The sequence below is a fragment of the Sphaerisporangium fuscum genome (genome assembly GCF_018531465.1).
In the GTDB taxonomy this organism is placed as follows: domain Bacteria; phylum Actinomycetota; class Actinomycetes; order Streptosporangiales; family Streptosporangiaceae; genus Sphaerisporangium; species Sphaerisporangium fuscum.
In genome coordinates this window covers 132966-149791 of sequence record NZ_JAHDTF010000027.1, presented here as the reverse complement: position 1 = coordinate 149791, position 16826 = coordinate 132966, and the positions used below count along the sequence as shown (strand labels likewise).

General features: G+C 70.7%; 14 protein-coding genes. 11 read left to right on the top strand and 3 right to left on the bottom strand.

The genetic code is table 11. The features are described 5' to 3' along the window. The first annotated feature begins 21 nt into the window (after nt 1-21). Nucleotides 22-669 carry a phosphatidylserine decarboxylase gene (locus tag KIK05_RS32125; RefSeq protein ID WP_214414583.1) on the top strand — a complete coding sequence of 216 codons (648 nt, stop codon included), beginning with the start codon at nt 22-24 and terminating at the stop codon, nt 667-669. Then, nucleotides 656-1495, top strand: a complete 840-nt coding sequence (pssA, locus tag KIK05_RS32120) for a CDP-diacylglycerol--serine O-phosphatidyltransferase (RefSeq protein ID WP_250563797.1) — start codon at nt 656-658, stop codon at nt 1493-1495. The genes KIK05_RS32125 and pssA overlap by 14 nt, the downstream gene beginning before the upstream one ends. A 130-nt stretch (nt 1496-1625) precedes the next feature. Here pssA and KIK05_RS32115 read toward each other — a convergent pair whose 3' ends face one another. Beyond that, nucleotides 1626-2270, bottom strand: a complete 645-nt coding sequence (locus KIK05_RS32115; RefSeq protein WP_214414582.1) for an MBL fold metallo-hydrolase — start codon at nt 2268-2270, stop codon at nt 1626-1628. Between the two features lie 147 nt (nt 2271-2417). Continuing rightward, nucleotides 2418-2858, bottom strand: a complete 441-nt coding sequence (locus tag KIK05_RS32110) for a maleylpyruvate isomerase N-terminal domain-containing protein (protein ID WP_214414581.1) — start codon at nt 2856-2858, stop codon at nt 2418-2420. Nucleotides 2859-3103: 245 nt separating this feature from the next. On the opposite strand from KIK05_RS32110, the gene uvrA reads away from it, so the two are divergent. The 6 genes from uvrA to whiA all read left to right on the top strand — a co-directional run bounded on the left by uvrA (nt 3104) and on the right by whiA (nt 12789). Then, nucleotides 3104-5944: an excinuclease ABC subunit UvrA gene (uvrA, locus tag KIK05_RS32105; protein ID WP_214414580.1), complete on the top strand. Its 2841-nt coding sequence runs from the start codon at nt 3104-3106 to the stop codon at nt 5942-5944. A gap of 513 nt (nt 5945-6457) precedes the next feature. Beyond that, entirely contained in the window at nt 6458-6907 is a 450-nt protein-coding gene (locus KIK05_RS32100; RefSeq protein ID WP_214414579.1) for a Rieske (2Fe-2S) protein, read from the top strand. Between the two features lie 211 nt (nt 6908-7118). Beyond that, nucleotides 7119-9011: an excinuclease ABC subunit UvrC gene (uvrC, locus tag KIK05_RS32095; protein WP_214414609.1), complete on the top strand. Its 1893-nt coding sequence runs from the start codon at nt 7119-7121 to the stop codon at nt 9009-9011. 86 nt (nt 9012-9097) lie between these two features. Then, nucleotides 9098-10120, top strand: coding sequence for an RNase adapter RapZ (rapZ, locus tag KIK05_RS32090; RefSeq protein WP_284681486.1), 1023 nt, complete (start codon nt 9098-9100; stop codon nt 10118-10120). Between the two features lie 578 nt (nt 10121-10698). Then, nucleotides 10699-11670 (top strand): gluconeogenesis factor YvcK family protein, encoded by a 972-nt coding sequence (locus tag KIK05_RS32085; RefSeq protein ID WP_214414607.1) that lies wholly within the window; start codon nt 10699-10701, stop codon nt 11668-11670. A 138-nt stretch (nt 11671-11808) separates the two neighbouring features. After that, entirely contained in the window at nt 11809-12789 is a 981-nt protein-coding gene (whiA, locus tag KIK05_RS32080) for a DNA-binding protein WhiA (protein WP_214414578.1), read from the top strand. Between the two features lie 276 nt (nt 12790-13065). On the opposite strand, the gene KIK05_RS32075 is transcribed toward whiA, so the two are convergent. Then, complete coding sequence (locus tag KIK05_RS32075; protein WP_214414577.1) at nt 13066-13683, bottom strand: TetR/AcrR family transcriptional regulator; 618 nt, start codon at nt 13681-13683, stop codon at nt 13066-13068. A 75-nt stretch (nt 13684-13758) separates the two neighbouring features. On the opposite strand from KIK05_RS32075, the gene KIK05_RS32070 reads away from it, so the two are divergent. The 3 genes from KIK05_RS32070 (at nt 13759) to KIK05_RS32060 (ending at nt 16822) form a co-directional block, all read left to right on the top strand. Beyond that, nucleotides 13759-14253, top strand: a complete 495-nt coding sequence (locus tag KIK05_RS32070; RefSeq protein ID WP_214414576.1) for an FBP domain-containing protein — start codon at nt 13759-13761, stop codon at nt 14251-14253. Nucleotides 14254-14630: 377 nt separating this feature from the next. Continuing rightward, nucleotides 14631-15635 carry a type I glyceraldehyde-3-phosphate dehydrogenase gene (gap, locus tag KIK05_RS32065; protein ID WP_214414575.1) on the top strand — a complete coding sequence of 335 codons (1005 nt, stop codon included), beginning with the start codon at nt 14631-14633 and terminating at the stop codon, nt 15633-15635. Next, nucleotides 15635-16822, top strand: coding sequence for a phosphoglycerate kinase (locus KIK05_RS32060; RefSeq protein WP_214414574.1), 1188 nt, complete (start codon nt 15635-15637; stop codon nt 16820-16822). Before gap ends, KIK05_RS32060 begins: the two co-directional genes overlap by 1 nt. The last annotated feature ends 4 nt before the right edge of the window (nt 16823-16826 follow it).

The following is a 16826-nucleotide window of genomic DNA, read 5'->3' as shown; positions in this document are numbered from 1 at the left end:
CAAACATCACAAAGGTTCCCTGTGTCCAACGATTCGCCAAGCCACAGTCGCCGCCGCGTCCGGCTGGCACGTGGCGTCTCCCCCTGGCTGGCGCCAACCGTGGCCGCCGCCGCCGTCTCGGCGGCGCTGACCCGGAGGTCCCGGCTGTGGATGGTCGCGGCGGCTCCGCTGACCGCCCTGACGGGCGCCATGCTGTGGTTCTTCCGCGACCCCGACCGTGAGCTCGGCAGCGGGCTCGTGCTCAGCCCCGCCGACGGCGTGGTGCAGAGCATCGACCCGCAGCCCGACGGGCGCACCCGGGTAGCGATTTTCATGAGCCCGCTGAACGTCCACGTCAACCGTGCGCCGCTGGACGGCACCGTCACCTCGGTACGGCACGTGGCGGGCGGGTTCCGGCCCGCGTTCAACAAGGACAGCGACCAGAACGAGCGCGTGGTCTGGCACTTCGAGACGGCGCTGGGCGACATCGAGATGGTACAGATCGCCGGAGCGGTCGCTCGTCGCATCGTGCCGTACGTCGGCATGGGTGCCAAGGTCTCGCGAGGGGAACGAATCGGGCTGATTCGTTTCGGATCGCGGGTGGACATCTACCTTCCAGAAGGGATCGCCCCGGCGGTGAGCGTGGGGCAGCGGACGACGGCAGGAGTGACTCGCATTGACCACGGCTGACGCAGGCTGGTCCATGGAGGGCGTGGACGAGGAGGAAGAACCCCGAGGACCGGTCGGGAAGGCGTTCCGGCTCTCCGCCGCCGACTCGCTCTCCCTGGGCAACGCGATGTGCGGGTTCCTGGCCGTCTGCGTGCTGGCGTGGTCGGCGCTGACCCAGCTCCAGGCCGACCGGGCGTTCCACCCCGACCCGCGCTACTTCGCCACGGCCGTGGTGCTGCTCCTCATCGGCGCCACCTGTGACCTGTTCGACGGCCTGGTCGCGCGGAAGTTCCGGGCCTCGGCCATGGGCGCCGAGCTCGACAACCTCGCCGACGTCATCAGCTTCGGCTTCGCCCCCGCCTTCATGGTGGTGGCCTGGGCGGGATTCTCCCACAGGCTCCCGCTCTGGCTGGTGCTGTGCGCGGCGGTCTCGGTCCTGGTCGCCGGTGTCGTACGGCTGGCGCGTTTCGCCTGCGTGAAGACCAAGAGCGGCGACTTCATGGGGCTGCCCATCCCGATGGGGGCCATGACCGTGGTCTCGATCATCCTGCTCTTCCAGCCGTCGTACCTCGCCCTGCTCGGTATCTTCGCCGTCGCCTGGCTGATGGTCAGCCGCATCGAGTACCCCAAGCCCAAGGGCAACCTGGCGGCCGTGGTGCTGGCCTGGATCATGGTGAACGTGGCGTGCCTGACGATCTGGGCGGCCGACCTGTCCGGTGGCGACCTGCTCATCCAGATCGGCGCCTCCATGCAGATCGCCCTGGTCTCGGCGATCCCGTTGCGGGTGCTGATGTTCAAGCGCGAGCAGCGCAAGGAGCGCAAGGAGAGCGAGAAGGCCGTGCTGTAGTCCGAGCGGCGGCCCTGCGATCTCGCGAGCGGCCCGGCACCTCCTGCGAGGGAGGCGCCGGGCCGTTTCTCATGCGTGTCGTGCTTCCGTGCGGGCCTTCACCGGCGGCGTGCCCGCCGATCCGGGCCCGTCACCAGCCGCGGGCCCGCCACTCCGGGAGGGAGGGACGCTCGGCTCCGAGGGTGGTGTCCTTGCCGTGGCCGGGATACACCCAGGTCTCGTCGGGCAGCCGGTCGAAGATCCGCTCCACCACGTCGGTGTAGAGCCGCTCGAACCGGGCGGGGTCGCGCTGGGTGTTGCCCACCCCGCCCGGGAACAGCGAGTCGCCGGTGAACAGGTGGGAGTCCTGGTAGAGCAGGGCGATCGAGCCCGGGGTGTGCCCCCGCAGATGGATCACGTCGAGCGTCACCACTCCTACGGTCACCTTGTCGCCGTGCTCGACCACCTGGGTGACCGGCACCGGCAGCTCGGGGGCGTCGAGCGGGTGGGCCACGACGGCCGCGCCCGTGGCCTTGGCCACCTCCTCCAGCGCCATCCAGTGGTCCCGGTGGCGATGGGTCGTGACGATCTTGCTGATCGGCCGGTCGCCGATCAGGTCGAGCAGCCGCGGGGCGTCGGCGGCGGCGTCGACGAGCAGCCCGTCGCCGGTCTCGCGGCAGCGCAGCAGATAGGCGTTGTTACCGAAGTCGCCGACCTCGACCTTGCTGATCGTCAGGTCGGGCAGTTCGCGCACGTCGGCGGGGCCGCCGGCGGTCACGTCACCGGTGTAGCTCATGAGTACTCCTCGGGTGGTGTCGCCGGGAGGCGGGGCGGCGCCGGCATGGTCGGCCACGGCGGTGCCGCCGGAGGCTTCCGGGCCAGCCTAAGCCTCGCGGCCTCCCCGGGACCTCCGCGGCGGCCCGTCACGCGGAGATCCGGGTGCTCACCCTCGGGAAGGGATCTCCACCTCACGGATCCGCCGCGCCGGCAGGTACCAGGCGGGGTGCTCCGGCGGCCGCATGCCCTCCACGATGGCGCTCCACGCCGACGGAGGCACCGCGGCGAAGGCGGCGTCCAGGCGGGCGGCGCTGTCGGCGAGATCGGCCCGCTGTTCGGCGAGCGGCCTTCCGGCGCCTTCGGCCATCTCGGCCTCCCTGGCCCCCGGCGTTGGGTACTGTGGTGGGTACACACCCGTTTCGGCCCAGGTCACCAGGTTGATGTGGCTGTCCGCGTCGCGCGCGACGTGGGTGAGCACGTGGCCGCGGGTCCATCCCGGAAGCAGGGAGGGGGCCCTGACGTCCGAGGCGGACAGCGCGGCCGTGGTGGCGAGCAACCGTTTCGTGGCCGCGGTGAGTTCGGCCTGAAGGTCGTCGAGAACGGTCATGAACTTCATCTTTTCGCCTGCGAACACCGTCCGCGAGCGCGCTCCCCGCGCCCGCAGGCCGGACATCCCCGGCGTGGCCCGCCTCCCCTCGGAGGGCCCGGGCCGCACCCCCGGCCGGGAGCCCTCCGCCGTCCCTCCGGCGGCCGGCAGAAAACTGTCGGACCCCGTCGTTAGAGTGGCGGCGACTAGTCAATGGTGGCCTCTTTCGGCTGCCGTGGATCGCAACCGGACATGAGAGATCTGCTGTGGCCGACCGCTTGATCGTTCGTGGCGCCCGCGAACACAACCTCAAGGACGTCTCGCTTGACCTGCCGCGAGACGCTCTGATCGTCTTTACCGGGCTTTCGGGCTCGGGCAAGTCCAGCCTGGCCTTCGACACCATCTTCGCCGAGGGCCAGCGGCGCTACGTCGAGTCGCTCTCGGCGTACGCCAGGCAGTTCCTCGGGCAGATGGACAAGCCCGACGTCGACTTCATCGAGGGCCTGTCGCCGGCCGTCTCGATCGACCAGAAGTCCACCTCGCGCAACCCCCGTTCCACGGTCGGCACCATCACCGAGGTCTACGACTACCTCCGCCTGCTGTGGGCGCGCATCGGCAAGCCCCACTGCCCGGCCTGCGGCCGTCCGATCGCCCGCCAGACCCCGCAGCAGATCGTCGACCGCGTGCTCGAGCTGCCCGAGGGCACCCGCTTCCAGGTGATGGCGCCCGTCGTGCGCGGCCGCAAGGGGGAGTACGCCGAGCTGTTCCGCGAGCTGCAGACCAAGGGCTTCGCCCGCGCCCGCGTCGACGGCACGGTGATCAGGCTCGAGGAGCCTCCCACGCTGAAGAAGTACGAGAAGCACGACATCGAGGTCATCGTCGACCGGCTCTCGGTGAAGGACAGCGCCCGGCGCCGCCTGACCGACTCGGTCGAGACGGCGCTGCAGCTGTCGGGCGGCACGATCACCCTCGACTTCGTCGACCTTCCCGACGACGACCCGGGCCGCGAGCGGTTCTACTCCGAGCACCTCTACTGCCCTTACGACGACCTGTCGTTCGAGGAGCTCGAGCCGCGGTCGTTCTCGTTCAACTCCCCCTTCGGGGCCTGCCCCGACTGCACCGGGCTCGGCACCCGCATGGAGGTCGACCCCGAGCTGGTCGTCCCCGACCCCGAGAAGTCCCTCGGCGACGGCGCGATCGCCCCGTGGGCGGGCGGCCACACCAGCGACTACTTCATCCGGCTGGTCGAGGCGCTCGGCCACGCGCTGGGCTTCGACCTCGACACCCCGTGGGAGCGGCTGCCCAAGCAGGCGCAGAAGGCCCTGCTGCGCGGCCATGACGAGCAGGTCCACGTCCGTTACAGCAACCGCTACGGCCGCCAGCGGTCCTACTACACCACCTTCGAGGGCGTCGTCCCCTGGGTGCAGCGGCGGCACGCCGAGGCCGAGAGCGACTCCAGTCGCGAGCGGTTCGAAGGCTTCATGCGCGAGATCCCCTGCCCGACCTGCAAGGGCGCCCGCCTCAAGCCGGTCTCGCTCGCGGTGACGGTCAGCGACTCCTCGATCGCCGAGGTGTCGGCCATGTCGATCGGCGAGTGCTCCAAGTTCCTCAGCGCGCTCACCCTTTCCGAGCGTGACATGCACATCGCCGAACGGGTCGTCAAGGAGATCAACGCGCGGCTGGGCTTCCTGCTCGACGTGGGCCTCGACTACCTCACCCTCGACCGCGCGGCCGGCACGCTCGCCGGCGGCGAGGCCCAGCGCATCCGCCTGGCCACCCAGATCGGGTCCGGCCTCGTCGGCGTGCTCTACGTGCTCGACGAGCCGTCCATCGGCCTCCACCAGCGCGACAACCAGCGGCTGCTCGACACCCTCATCCGGCTGCGCGACATGGGCAACACCCTGATCGTCGTCGAGCACGACGAGGACACCATCGCCGCCGCCGACTGGGTGGTCGACATCGGCCCGGGTGCGGGCGAGCACGGCGGTCAGGTCGTCGTGTCGGGCACCGTCGAGGAGCTGCTGGCCAGCGACGACTCGCTCACCGGCGCCTACCTCGCCGGCCGCAGGCGCATCGAGGTGCCCGAGTCGCGGCGCAAGCGCGACCCCAAGCGCAAGCTCGTGGTCAAGGGCGCCCGCGAGCACAACCTCAAGGGCGTCGACGTCGAGTTCCCGCTCGGCGTGTTCACCGCCGTCACCGGCGTGTCGGGCTCCGGCAAGTCCACGCTGGTCAACGACATCCTCTACAGCGCGCTGGCCAAGGAGCTCAACGGCGCCAAGACCGTCCCCGGCCGGCACTCCCGGGTCACCGGCACCGACCTGGTCGACAAGGTCGTCCACGTCGACCAGAGCCCCATCGGCCGCACCCCGAGGTCCAACCCCGCCACCTACACCGGGGTCTTCGACCACGTGCGCAAGCTGTTCGCCCAGACCACCGAGGCCAAGATCCGCGGCTACCAGCCGGGGCGGTTCAGCTTCAACGTCAAGGGCGGCCGCTGCGAGGCGTGCTCCGGCGACGGCACGATCAAGATCGAGATGAACTTCCTGCCGGACGTCTACGTCCCCTGTGAGGTCTGCCACGGCGCCCGCTACAACCGGGAGACCCTGGAGGTCCACTACAAGGGCAAGACGATCTCCGAGGTCCTCGACATGCCCATCGAGGAGGCCCTGGAGTTCTTCGACGCCATTCCGGCGATCAAGCGGCACCTGAAGACCCTCAACGACGTCGGCCTGGGGTACGTCCGGCTGGGCCAGCCGGCCACCACCCTGTCCGGCGGCGAGGCGCAGCGCGTCAAGCTGGCCTCCGAGCTGCAGCGCCGTTCCACGGGCCGCACGGTCTACGTCCTCGACGAGCCGACCACGGGTCTGCACTTCGAGGACATCCGCAAGCTGCTCGGCGTGCTCGGCCGCCTCGTCGACGGCGGTAACACCGTCATCGTCATCGAGCACAACCTCGACGTCATCAAGACCGCCGACTGGATCATCGACATGGGTCCCGAGGGGGGTTCCAGGGGCGGCACCGTTCTGGCCGTCGGCACCCCGGAGCAGGTCGCCCGCGTCGAGGACAGCCACACCGGCCGTTTCCTCAGCAAGATCCTCGGCGGCTGAGCGGGGAGCGCCGTCCACGGGCGCCTCGCCCCACCGTCCGTACGGCCCGCGACGACCCGCCCGCCGTACGGACGGACGTACGGGTGCCGTACGGACGGACGTGTGGTGATGCGTGCTCGTGCCGGCCGTGCGGCGTGTGGTGATGCGTGCGCTCGCCGTCCGTAGGGCGTGCGGCAATGCGTAGGGGCGCCGTACGGATCGGATGGACGCGTGGCCTTGCGTGCGCGCGTCCTATACAGCGGTGCGGCGTCTGCATGCCGGATGCACTCCGCGGCTTCGTGGGGGCGGGGGCGGGGCGCCCAGTGTGGGCGGGGGCGGCGGGTGTGCGCGATGTTTCCGCAGCTTGTGCCGCTTCTCGGTACGGTGAAGAGCGTGCACCGGAGAGATGGTTCAATTTTTAACGACCGCGTTATGTGTCCTTCTTCATACTGCCCGGTGACGGGCGTCGCACATGATGAACCACCTCGCGGCGCGGGCCGTACCAGTGACTACGAATCCTCTAGGAAGGCGAAGATGACGGAGACGGATACGACACGCCGTGCGGCGATGCTCGGGGCCGGCGGTGCCGGTCTGGCCGTGGCGCTCACCGCATGCGGCGGGTACGGAAGCTCCACCTCTGCGAGCGTCGACTCTGGTAGCGGGAACTCGGGTTCCGGCGACACAGGATCCGGCGGCGGGGACGCGCTAGCCAAGACCAGCGACATCCCCAAGGGCGGCGGCAAGGTCTTCAAGGACCAGAAGATCGTCGTCACCCAGCCCAAGGACGGTGAGTTCAAGGCGTTCAGTGCCGTCTGCACCCACCAGGGCTGCCCGGTCGGCTCGGTCTCCGGCGGGACGATCAACTGTCCCTGTCACGGAAGCAAGTTCAACATCGCCGACGGCTCGGTGGCCAACGGGCCGGCCGCCAAGCCGCTGGAGGAGAAGCAGATCAAGGTCGAGAACGGCTCCATCACGCTCGCCTGAGATCGAACCCGCACGACCCCGCGCACGGGCGGGCTGGAAGGGCCGGTGCCTCCCAGCCCGCCCGTCCGGCGTATGAGGACAAGACACACCACCACGATGCTGTCCGGGGATCTTCAGCACCCCGGAGCGGCCCCTGTGGGATGCTGGATCGCCCTATTCTGTCGGCCGGTCCGGATAGGCTTTCAGTGTGGCCAGACCCGCTAACAGCCCCCTGAGTTTCAGGCCAGAGCCCGGCTCCATCCCCGAGTCCCCTGGCGTCTATCGCTTCAGGGATGACCATGGCCGGGTCATCTATGTCGGCAAGGCGAAGAGCCTGCGGCAGCGGCTCAACTCCTACTTCGCCGACTTCGCGAGTCTGCACCCGCGCACCCAGACGATGCTCACCACCGCGCAGAGCGTCGACTGGACCGTCGTCGGCACCGAGGTCGAGGCGCTCCAGCTCGAATATTCGTGGATCAAGGAGTTCGACCCCCGGTTCAACGTCAAGTACCGGGACGACAAGTCCTATCCGTTCCTCGCGGTGACCATGAGCGAGGAGTTCCCGCGGGTCCAGGTCCTGCGCGGCGCCAAGCGCAAGGGCACCCGCTATTTCGGGCCCTACTCCCACGCGTGGGCCATCCGTGAGACCGTCGACCTGCTGCTGCGCGTGTTCCCCGTGCGCACCTGCTCGGCGGGCGTGTTCAAGCGGGCCGGCCAGATCGGCAGGCCGTGCCTGCTCGGCTACATCGACAAGTGCTCCGCCCCCTGCGTCGGCAAGATCAGCGAGGAGGATCACCAGCGCCTCGCCGAGGACTTCTGCGACTTCATGGCCGGCAACACCGGCCGGTTCATCAAGCGGCTGGAGCGCGAGATGCGCGAGGCCGCCGCCGCCGAGGAGTTCGAGCGGGCCGCGCGCCTGCGCGACGACATCCAGGCCTTGCAACGCGCTCTCGAGAAGCAGGCCGTGGTGCTCGGCGAGGGCATCGACTGTGACGTGATCGCGCTCGCCGAAGACCCGCTGGAGGCGGCCGTCCAGGTGTTCTACGTCCGCGGCGGACGCATCCGCGGCCAGCGCGGATGGGTGGTCGACAAGGTCGAGGAGGCCTCACCGGGCGAGCTGGTGGAGCATTTCCTGCTCCAGATGTACGGCGATGTCGCGCCCGAGGCGGTGCCCCGGGAGGTCCTGGTGCCCGCCCTCCCGCCCGAGCTCGAGGCCGTCAACGAGCTGCTCAGCGAGCAACGCGGCGGCAGGGTCGAGGTGCGGGTGCCACAGCGCGGCGACAAGAAGACGCTGATGGAGACCGTCGAGCGCAACGCCAAGGAGTCGCTCGCCCAGCACAAGCTTCGCCGGGCGAGCGATCTGACCACGCGCAGCCGCGCCCTGCAGGAGATCGCCGACGCCCTCGACCTCGACCAGGCGCCGCTGCGCATCGAGTGCTACGACGTCTCCCACCTGCAGGGTGACGACGTGGTGGCCTCGATGGTGGTGTTCGAGGACGGCCTGGCACGCAAGAGCGAATACCGTCGCTTCGCGATCCGGGGCACGGCCGGTCAGGGCGACGTCGCCTCGATCTACGAGGTGATCCACCGGCGCTTCAAGCGGCACCTGGAGGAGCGCGCCAAGAGCGGCGAGCTCGATCCCGAGCCGATCGATCCCGAGACCGGCAAGCCGCGCAGGTTCGCCTACCCTCCCAACCTCGTCGTGGTCGACGGCGGCCCGGCCCAGGTGGCGGCGGCGCAGCGGGCGCTCGACGAGCTGGGTGTCGACGACGTCTCGGTGAGCGGGCTGGCCAAGCGTCTGGAGGAGGTCTGGCTGCCGGGCGACGACCAGCCGGTGATCCTGCCGCGAAGCAGCGAAGGGCTTTATCTTCTGCAAAGGGTGCGCGATGAGGCTCACCGATTCGCCATCACCTACCATCGATCAAAACGTGCGAAGTCTGTCACCGAGAGCGCGCTGGACGACATTCGGGGGCTCGGTTCGGCTCGTAAGCAGGCTTTGCTCAAGCGCTTCGGATCCGTCAAACGGCTGCGAGGGGCGACCGTCGACGAAATCCGTGAGGTTCCCGGCATCGGGCTTTCCACGGCCGAGGCGATCGTTGCGGCGCTGAAGGGGGAGAGCACGTGACCGATCACATCAGCGGAAACGGCAATGAACATATGGCTTCGGGACCGTTGCCCAGGCAGCCGGCAGGCCCGAGCGGCGGCGATCCCATGAGTGGTGACATCCCGGGGACGCCGCTCGGCGGAACCGAGGGTGCCGGTGGTGCGCGGCCCTTGCCTGAGGAGTCGCCGGGCCGCGACGCCGGTGGTGCTCACGATCAGGAGGCCGTCAGGCAGGTGCCCGGCGAGCCGGTGGGGCGCAAAGGCGAGGTGAGCGAGACCGCCTTCGTCATCGTCACGGGCATGTCCGGGGCCGGGCGCAGCACGGCGGCCAAGGCCCTGGAAGACCTCGGCTGGTTCGTCATCGACAACCTGCCGCCGGGCATGCTGTTCGCGATGGCGCAGGAGGCCGGGCGGGTCAACCTCGACACCGACAAGGTCGCCGCCGTGGTCGACGTGCGCAGTCTCGCCTTCACCACCGACCTCAACACCGCCATCGAGGGGCTCGACGCGCGCGGCGTCGGCGTGCGGGTGGTGTTCCTGGAGGCGAGTGACGAGGAGCTGGTCCGCCGTTTCGAGAACGTCCGGCGCCCGCATCCCTTGCAGGGCGAGGGGCGGCTGGTCGACGGCATCGCCAGGGAGCGCGGCATCCTGCGCGAGGTACGGGCCAACGCCGACCTGGTCATCGACACCTCCTCCCTCAACGTGCACGAGCTGCGCGGCAAGATCGTCTCGTTCTTCGGGGGAGAGGACCGCCCGGGGCTGCGGGTCAACGTCGTCTCCTTCGGGTTCAAGTACGGCCTGCCCGTCGACGCCGACCTGGTGGTCGACTGCAGGTTCCTGCCGAACCCGCACTGGGTGCCCGAGCTGCGCCCGATGAACGGCCTCGACGCGCCGGTGCGCGACTACGTCCTGAACCAGCCCGGTGCCAAGGAGTTCCTCGACGCCTACGAGGAGGTCCTGCGGGTGGTGGCGGGCGGTTACGTCCGCGAGGGCAAGGGTTACGCCACCCTGGCGGTCGGCTGCACCGGCGGCAAGCACCGCAGCGTGGCCATGGCCGAGCAGATCGGCGGCCGGCTGCGCGACCGGGGCATGGAGGTGCAGGTGAGCCATCGGGATGTGGGCCGCGAGTGAGCGAGGCGAACGGGACCCTCACCACCGCCGCCGCGCCTGGTGAGGGTCCGCTGTACAGTCGTTCCGGCGAACGGATCGAGGAGGACGACGCTCCGGGCGCATCCGGCGAAACCGATCGCTCGCCCGGCGACGAAACCGGCGGATCAGCGCGTACTGTAGGCACTACGCAGCGTGAGGTGAAGGCTCTGGACGGTGAGCGGAGCTCGCCCGCGCGAGAGGTGCGAGGCGACGTGCCCGTTGACGCGGTGAGGGCGCCGGCGGCGCCCACCACCGGTGAGCCGGCCGCCGTCGCCGGACAGTCCGCCGCGTCCCTGCGGCATTCAGCGCCTGGGCCGGAAGGCGCCCCTTCGGCACGCCCTGTCGCGGAGGCGGTCGCCGTTGTGGGGGATGGTGGGTCTTCGGTAGGGCCTGGCGTGGAGTTGTTCGGCGGTGTGCGGGAGGGGCGTCCTTTGACGGGGCCTGTCTTGGAGGCGGTCGCCGTCGTGGGGGATGGTGGGTCTTCGGCAGGGCCTGACAGGGAGTTGATGGCCGGGGCCGTGCAGGAGGGGGCGGCCGGCGGGAGGGCGGCGTCGCCGGCGATGTTGGAGGAGGCCTTGGGCGTGGGCGTGCCGGCGGAGGGTGATCCGCGGGTGGTGGCGCTCGGCGGCGGGCACGGCCTGTACGCCTCGCTGTCGGCTCTGCGGAGGGTGACCAGCCGGCTGACGGCCGTGGTCACCGTGGCCGACGACGGAGGCTCCAGCGGGCGGCTCAGGCGCGAGCTCGGAGTGCTGCCCCCCGGCGACCTGCGCATGGCGCTGGCGGCCCTGTGCGGCGACGACGACTGGGGGAAGACCTGGAGCAGGGTCGTGCAGCACCGCTTCCGCAGCGAGGGCGAGTTGCACGGGCACGCCGTCGGAAATCTCCTGATCGTGGCTCTGTGGGAACTCCTGGACGACCCCGTGGCGGGGCTCGACTGGGTGGGCCGCCTGCTCGGCGCGCACGGCCGGGTGCTTCCCATGGCGTCGGTCCCGCTCGACATCGAGGCGGAGGTCGAGCTCGACGGGCGGGTCACGGTCGTCCGGGGCCAGGTGGCGTGCGCCCTGACCCCCGGCAACGTGCAGGCGATCTCCCTGGTGCCCGCCGATCCGCCCGCCTGCCCGCAGGCCGTGTCCGCGGTGGGCGAGGCCGACTGGGTGGTCTTCGGCCCCGGGTCGTGGTTCACCAGCGTGCTGCCCCATCTGAAGGTGCCGAGGCTCGCCGAGGCCCTCCACACCACCGGCGCCCGCCGACTGGTGACGTTGAATCTCGCGGCGCAACCCGGGGAGACCGACGGCTTCTCGGCGGGCAAGCATCTGCAGGTGCTGCGCGAGCACGCCCCTGACCTGGCGATCGACGTGGTGCTCGCCGATCATCGCGTCGTGGTGGGGGAGCGCGACGAGCTCGAGAAGGCGGCCGACGCCCTCGGGGCCCGCCTCGTGCTCGCCGATGTCGCGGCCTCCGACGGCTCGCCGAGGCACGATGCACGACGCCTTGCCTCGGTCCTGGACGAGATTTTCCATGGGAAGCGTTGATCCTGGTCAGCGCGCCCACGGGGTGCGAGAGACTTGCCGGGGGCCGATGGAGCCGCGCCGGGTGCGACCCGCGCTCGCGCGGTGGGCCGAGACGGCTTCGACCATGAGACGGGTCTGTATGGGGGAGGACACAGCGACATGGCCATGACCGGTGTGGTGAAGGACGAGCTGAGCCGGCTCGCGGTGCTCAAGCCTTGCTGCCGCAAGGCGGAGGTGTCGACGTTGCTCCGGTTCGCGAGCGGGCTTCACCTCGTGGGCGGGCGCATCGTCATCGAGGCCGAGCTTGACACCAACGCCACCGCCCGGCGGCTGATCAAGGACATCGGCGAGGTGTTCGGGCACAAGGCCGAGGTGCTGGTCCTCGCGCCCGCCGGTCTGCGCAAGGGATCACGGTACGTGGTGCGCGTGTATCGCGACGGCGAGGCCCTCGCCCGCCAGACCGGCCTGATCGACAACCACGGCCGCCCGGTGCGAGGCCTGCCGCGCCAGGTCGTGTCGGGCGCGACGTGCGACGCCGAGGCCGCGTGGCGGGGGGCGTTCCTCGCCCACGGCTCGCTCACCGAGCCGGGCCGTTCGATGTCGCTCGAGGTGACCTGCCCCGGCCCTGAGGCGGCGCTCGCGCTGGTCGGCGCGGCCCGGCGGCTCAAGATCCACGCCAAGGCGCGCGAGGTGCGCGGGGTCGACCGCGTGGTGGTCCGCGACGGTGACGCGATCAGCGCGCTGCTCACCCGGCTCGGCGCCCACGACAGCGTGCTGGCCTGGGAGGAGCGGCGGATGCGCCGCGAGGTGCGGGCCACCGCCCACCGCCTGGCCAACTTCGACGACGCCAACCTGCGCAGGTCGGCCCGTGCCGCCGTGGCGGCGGGGGCGCGGGTGCAGCGCGCGCTGGAGATCCTCGGGGACGACGCCCCCGAGCACCTGGTGATCGCCGGACGGCTGCGCGTCGAGCACAAGCAGGCGTCGCTGGAGGAGCTCGGCCAGATCGCCGACCCGCCGCTCACCAAGGACGCCATCGCGGGCCGCATCCGGCGGCTGCTCGCCATGGCCGACAAGCGTGCCTCCGACCTCGGCATCGCCGCCACCGACGCCAATCTCACCGCCGACATGCTCGCCCCGTAGCCGCACCTCGCCGGCCCGGCCGTCGTACCGCGGCGGCCGGCTTCGCCGTACCCCCGCCGGTTCGGCGCCGATGATGAGACAAGCGCCACGGTGCGTGGGGGGCCGGGTGGTCGTGCTCCGGCCCGCCGGGTCGGGGCCGTTCAGGGAAGCGTCGTAGCGCGGTGGGGTGGAGGCGCCGGGCAGGTGTCGACCGCCCGGCGGGCCGTGGGGCCGCCCCGAACGTCGGGCGCCGGCGCCGCGGCGGGCGGTCAGGGACGCGCAGGGAGGCGCGGTCGCTCAGGCGCCGGTCGTCTTCTCGTCCGCGGAGGGTGACGTTGGTCCGCCCGACGCGGACGGCCAGTTCTGCAGGACCAGGTGGAGGGCGTCCAGGGAGCGTTCCCAGGACGCCTGCACGGGGCGGGGGGCGTTGAAGCCGGCGTTGGCCTCCAGGGTGACGTAGCCGTGGAACGTGCTGCGCAGCAGGCGGCCGGCGTCGGTGAGGTCGGGTTCCTTCAGGCCGTACGCGCGCAGCATCGCGTGCGTGACCTCGACGTTGCGCGCCAGGGCGTCCGAACCGGCGAAGACGGCCGGGTCCACCGGCATCTGGGTCGCCGCGTACCGGCCGGGGTGCTCCAGGGCGAACGACCGGTAGGCGTTGGCGAACGCCACCATGGCGTCCTTGCCGGCCCGGCCCGCCACTTCGGCCGAGATGCGGTCGGCCAGCTCGGTCGCGGCGAGCAGCGCGACCCGTATCCGCAGGTCGTGGAGGTTCTTGACGTGCGAGTACAGGCTGGCGTCCTTCACCCCGAAACTCCGTGCCAGGGCCGACACTGTGACGTTCTCGAATCCGACGGAGTCCGCCAGGTCCGCCGCCGCCCTCACCACCCGATCCGTCGTCAGACCGGCACGCGCCACGCGTCACCTCCACGCAGTAAACCTAGAGCCATTAATCAGTTGCCGAATAGGTCTAGGAATTGTAGCTTCCAGACCATGCAGTCTCTGTCCGAGAAAGATATCCGCGCGTCGTTCGTCAACTGCTCCAAAGGAGAGGCCAAGCGCCTGGCGGTGCCGCGCGACCTGGCGACGAGGCCGTGGGACGACCTGGACTTCCTGGGGTGGCGGGACCCCGCGGCGCTCGACCGCAGCTATCTCGTCGCCGAGCGCGGCGGCGAACTGATCGGCGTGGCGCTGCGGTTCCCCGCCCAGCAGCGCACCCAGCTCCACCGGGGCATGTGCTCGCTGTGCCTGACCACCCACCCGGGGAACGGCGTCTCCCTGATGACCGCCCGCAGGACGGGTGAGGCGGGGCGGCAGGGCAACTCGGTGGGGGTGTACATGTGCACCGACCTGGCGTGCTCCCTGTATGTGCGGGGCAAGAAGACCCCCGAGCCCGGCGGGCGCTTCGAGGAGTCCCTCACCGTGGAGGAGCAGATAGAGCGCACCCGCGCCAACCTCTTCGCGTTCCTGGACAAGGTCGCCGCCTGAGCCAGCCTGAGCCCGCCTGACTCCACGCCGGCCGGGCACGGGGCCGTCGCCGGAGCGGCGGAGAACGGCCCCGGGGGAGGCCGGCGCCGGCGCGGCGCGACCGGAAGGCCCAGCGGGCGGGACGGCGTCACCCGGGGGGCGGCGGCGGGGAGCCCGAGGGGGCGCCGGACGGGGCGTTGCGGGGCGCCGGACCAGGGACGCGCGGGCGGCCGGGAGACGGCGTGACCAGCGCCGATGCCATCCCCCTGTCCAGGGCGTGAGAAACGGCATGGCCACGTGGTCTACACCAATTGCCGCCCGGTAAGGTTGTCTGAGGTTTCAGCCCGCCACGGCGCCGGCACGAGCCGGCGCTCGACGTTCGAGGGAGATCCGTTTCCGTGAGCATCCGCGTAGGCATCAACGGCTTCGGTCGTATCGGCCGCAACTTCTGGCGAGCCGTGGCGGCCAGCGGTAAGGACATCGAGGTCGTCGCCGTCAACGATCTGACCGACAACGCGACCCTCGCCCACCTGCTGAAGTACGACAGCATCCTCGGCCGTCTGCCGTACGAGGTGAAGAGCACCGCCGAGGAGATCACCGTCGACGGCAAGGCGATCAAGGTCTTCGCCGAGCGCGACCCCGCCAAGCTCCCCTGGGGCGACCTCGGGGTCGACGTCGTGGTCGAGTCCACCGGCCTGTTCACCGACGCCTCCAAGGCGAAGGTCCACGCCGACAACGGCGCCAAGAAGGTCATCATCTCCGCCCCCGCCAAGGGTGAGGACATCACGATCGTCATGGGCGTCAACGACGACAAGTACGACCCGGCGGCGCACACGATCATCTCCAACGCCTCCTGCACCACCAACTGCCTGGCCCCCATGGCGAAGGTCATCAACGACACCTTCGGCATCGAGAAGGGCCTGATGACCACGATCCACGCCTACACCCAGGACCAGAACCTCCAGGACGGCCCGCACAAGGACCTCCGCCGCGCCCGTGCCGCCGCGCTGAACGTCGTCCCGACCTCCACCGGCGCCGCCAAGGCGATCGGCCTGGTGCTTCCGGAGCTGAAGGGCAAGCTCGACGGGTTCGCCATGCGCGTGCCGATCCCCACCGGCTCGGCCACCGACCTCACCGTCGAACTCAAGCGCGAGGCCTCCGTCGAGGAGGTCAACGCCGCCCTCAAGGCCGCCGCCGAGGGCCCGCTGCGCGGCATCCTCAGCTACACCGAGGACGAGATCGTGTCGGCCGACATCGTCACCGACCCCCACTCCTGCATCTTCGACGCCGGCCTGACCAAGGTCATCGGCAACCAGCTGAAGGTCGTCGGCTGGTACGACAACGAGTGGGGCTACTCCAACCGCCTCGGCGACCTCATCGAGCTGGTGGGCTCGCAGCTCTGATGCGGACCATCGACTCTCTCGACGTGAAGGGTCGGCGCGTCCTGGTGCGCGCCGACCTGAACGTCCCCCTCGACGGGGACACCATCACCGATGACGGCCGCATCCGCGCCTCCGTGCCGACGATCTCCGACCTCGCCGGCCGAGGCGCGCGTGTGATCGTCTGCGCCCATCTCGGCCGCCCGAAGGGCAAGGTCGCTCCGGAGTTCTCGCTGGCCCCCGTGGCGGCGAGGCTCGGCGAGCTGCTCGGCCGCCCGGTGGCGTTCGCCTCCGACGTCGTCGGCGACTCGGCCAGGGCCGTCGCCGAGGGCCTGGCCGACGGCGAGGTCGCGCTCCTGGAGAACCTCCGCTTCGAGCCGGGCGAGGAGTCCAAGGACGACGAGACGCGCGGCGCGTTCGCCGACAAGCTGGCCTCGCTCGCCGAGCTGTACGTCGGCGACGGGTTCGGCGCGGTGCACCGCAAGCACGCCAGCGTGTACGACGTGCCCAAGCGCCTCCCGCACGCGGCGGGCGGCCTGACCGTGGCCGAGGTCGAGGTCCTCAAGAAGCTCACCGAGGAGCCCGCCCGGCCGTACGTCGTCGTGCTCGGCGGCGCGAAGGTCTCCGACAAGCTCGGCGTCATCGCCAACCTCCTCGGCAAGGTCGACCGCCTGCTCATCGGCGGCGGCATGGCCTACACCTTCCTGAAGGCGCAGGGCAACGAGGTCGGCAGGTCGCTGCTGCAGGAGGACCAGCTCGACCAGGTGCGCGGCTTCATCGCCGAGGCCGACAAGCGCGGCGTCGAGCTGGTGCTGCCGGTCGACGTGCTGGCCGCCACCGAGTTCGCCGAGGACGCCGAGCACGAGGTGGTCGAGGCCACGGCCATCCCGGCCGACCGCGAGGGCCTCGACATCGGGCCGAGGACGCGCGAGTTGTTCGCCGGCAAGCTGGCCGACGCGGCCACCGTCTTCTGGAACGGCCCGATGGGCGTGTTCGAGTTCGACGCGTTCTCCGGCGGCACCCGCGCCGTCGCGCAGGCGCTCATCGACTCGGACGCCTTCACCGTCGTGGGTGGTGGCGATTCGGCCGCCGCGGTGCGTAAGCTCGGCCTCCCGGAGGACGGCTTCTCCCACATCTCCACCGGTGGAGGGGCCAGCCTCGAATACCTGGAGGGCAAGACCCTGCCCGGACTCGCCGCCCTGGAGGACTGAGCGA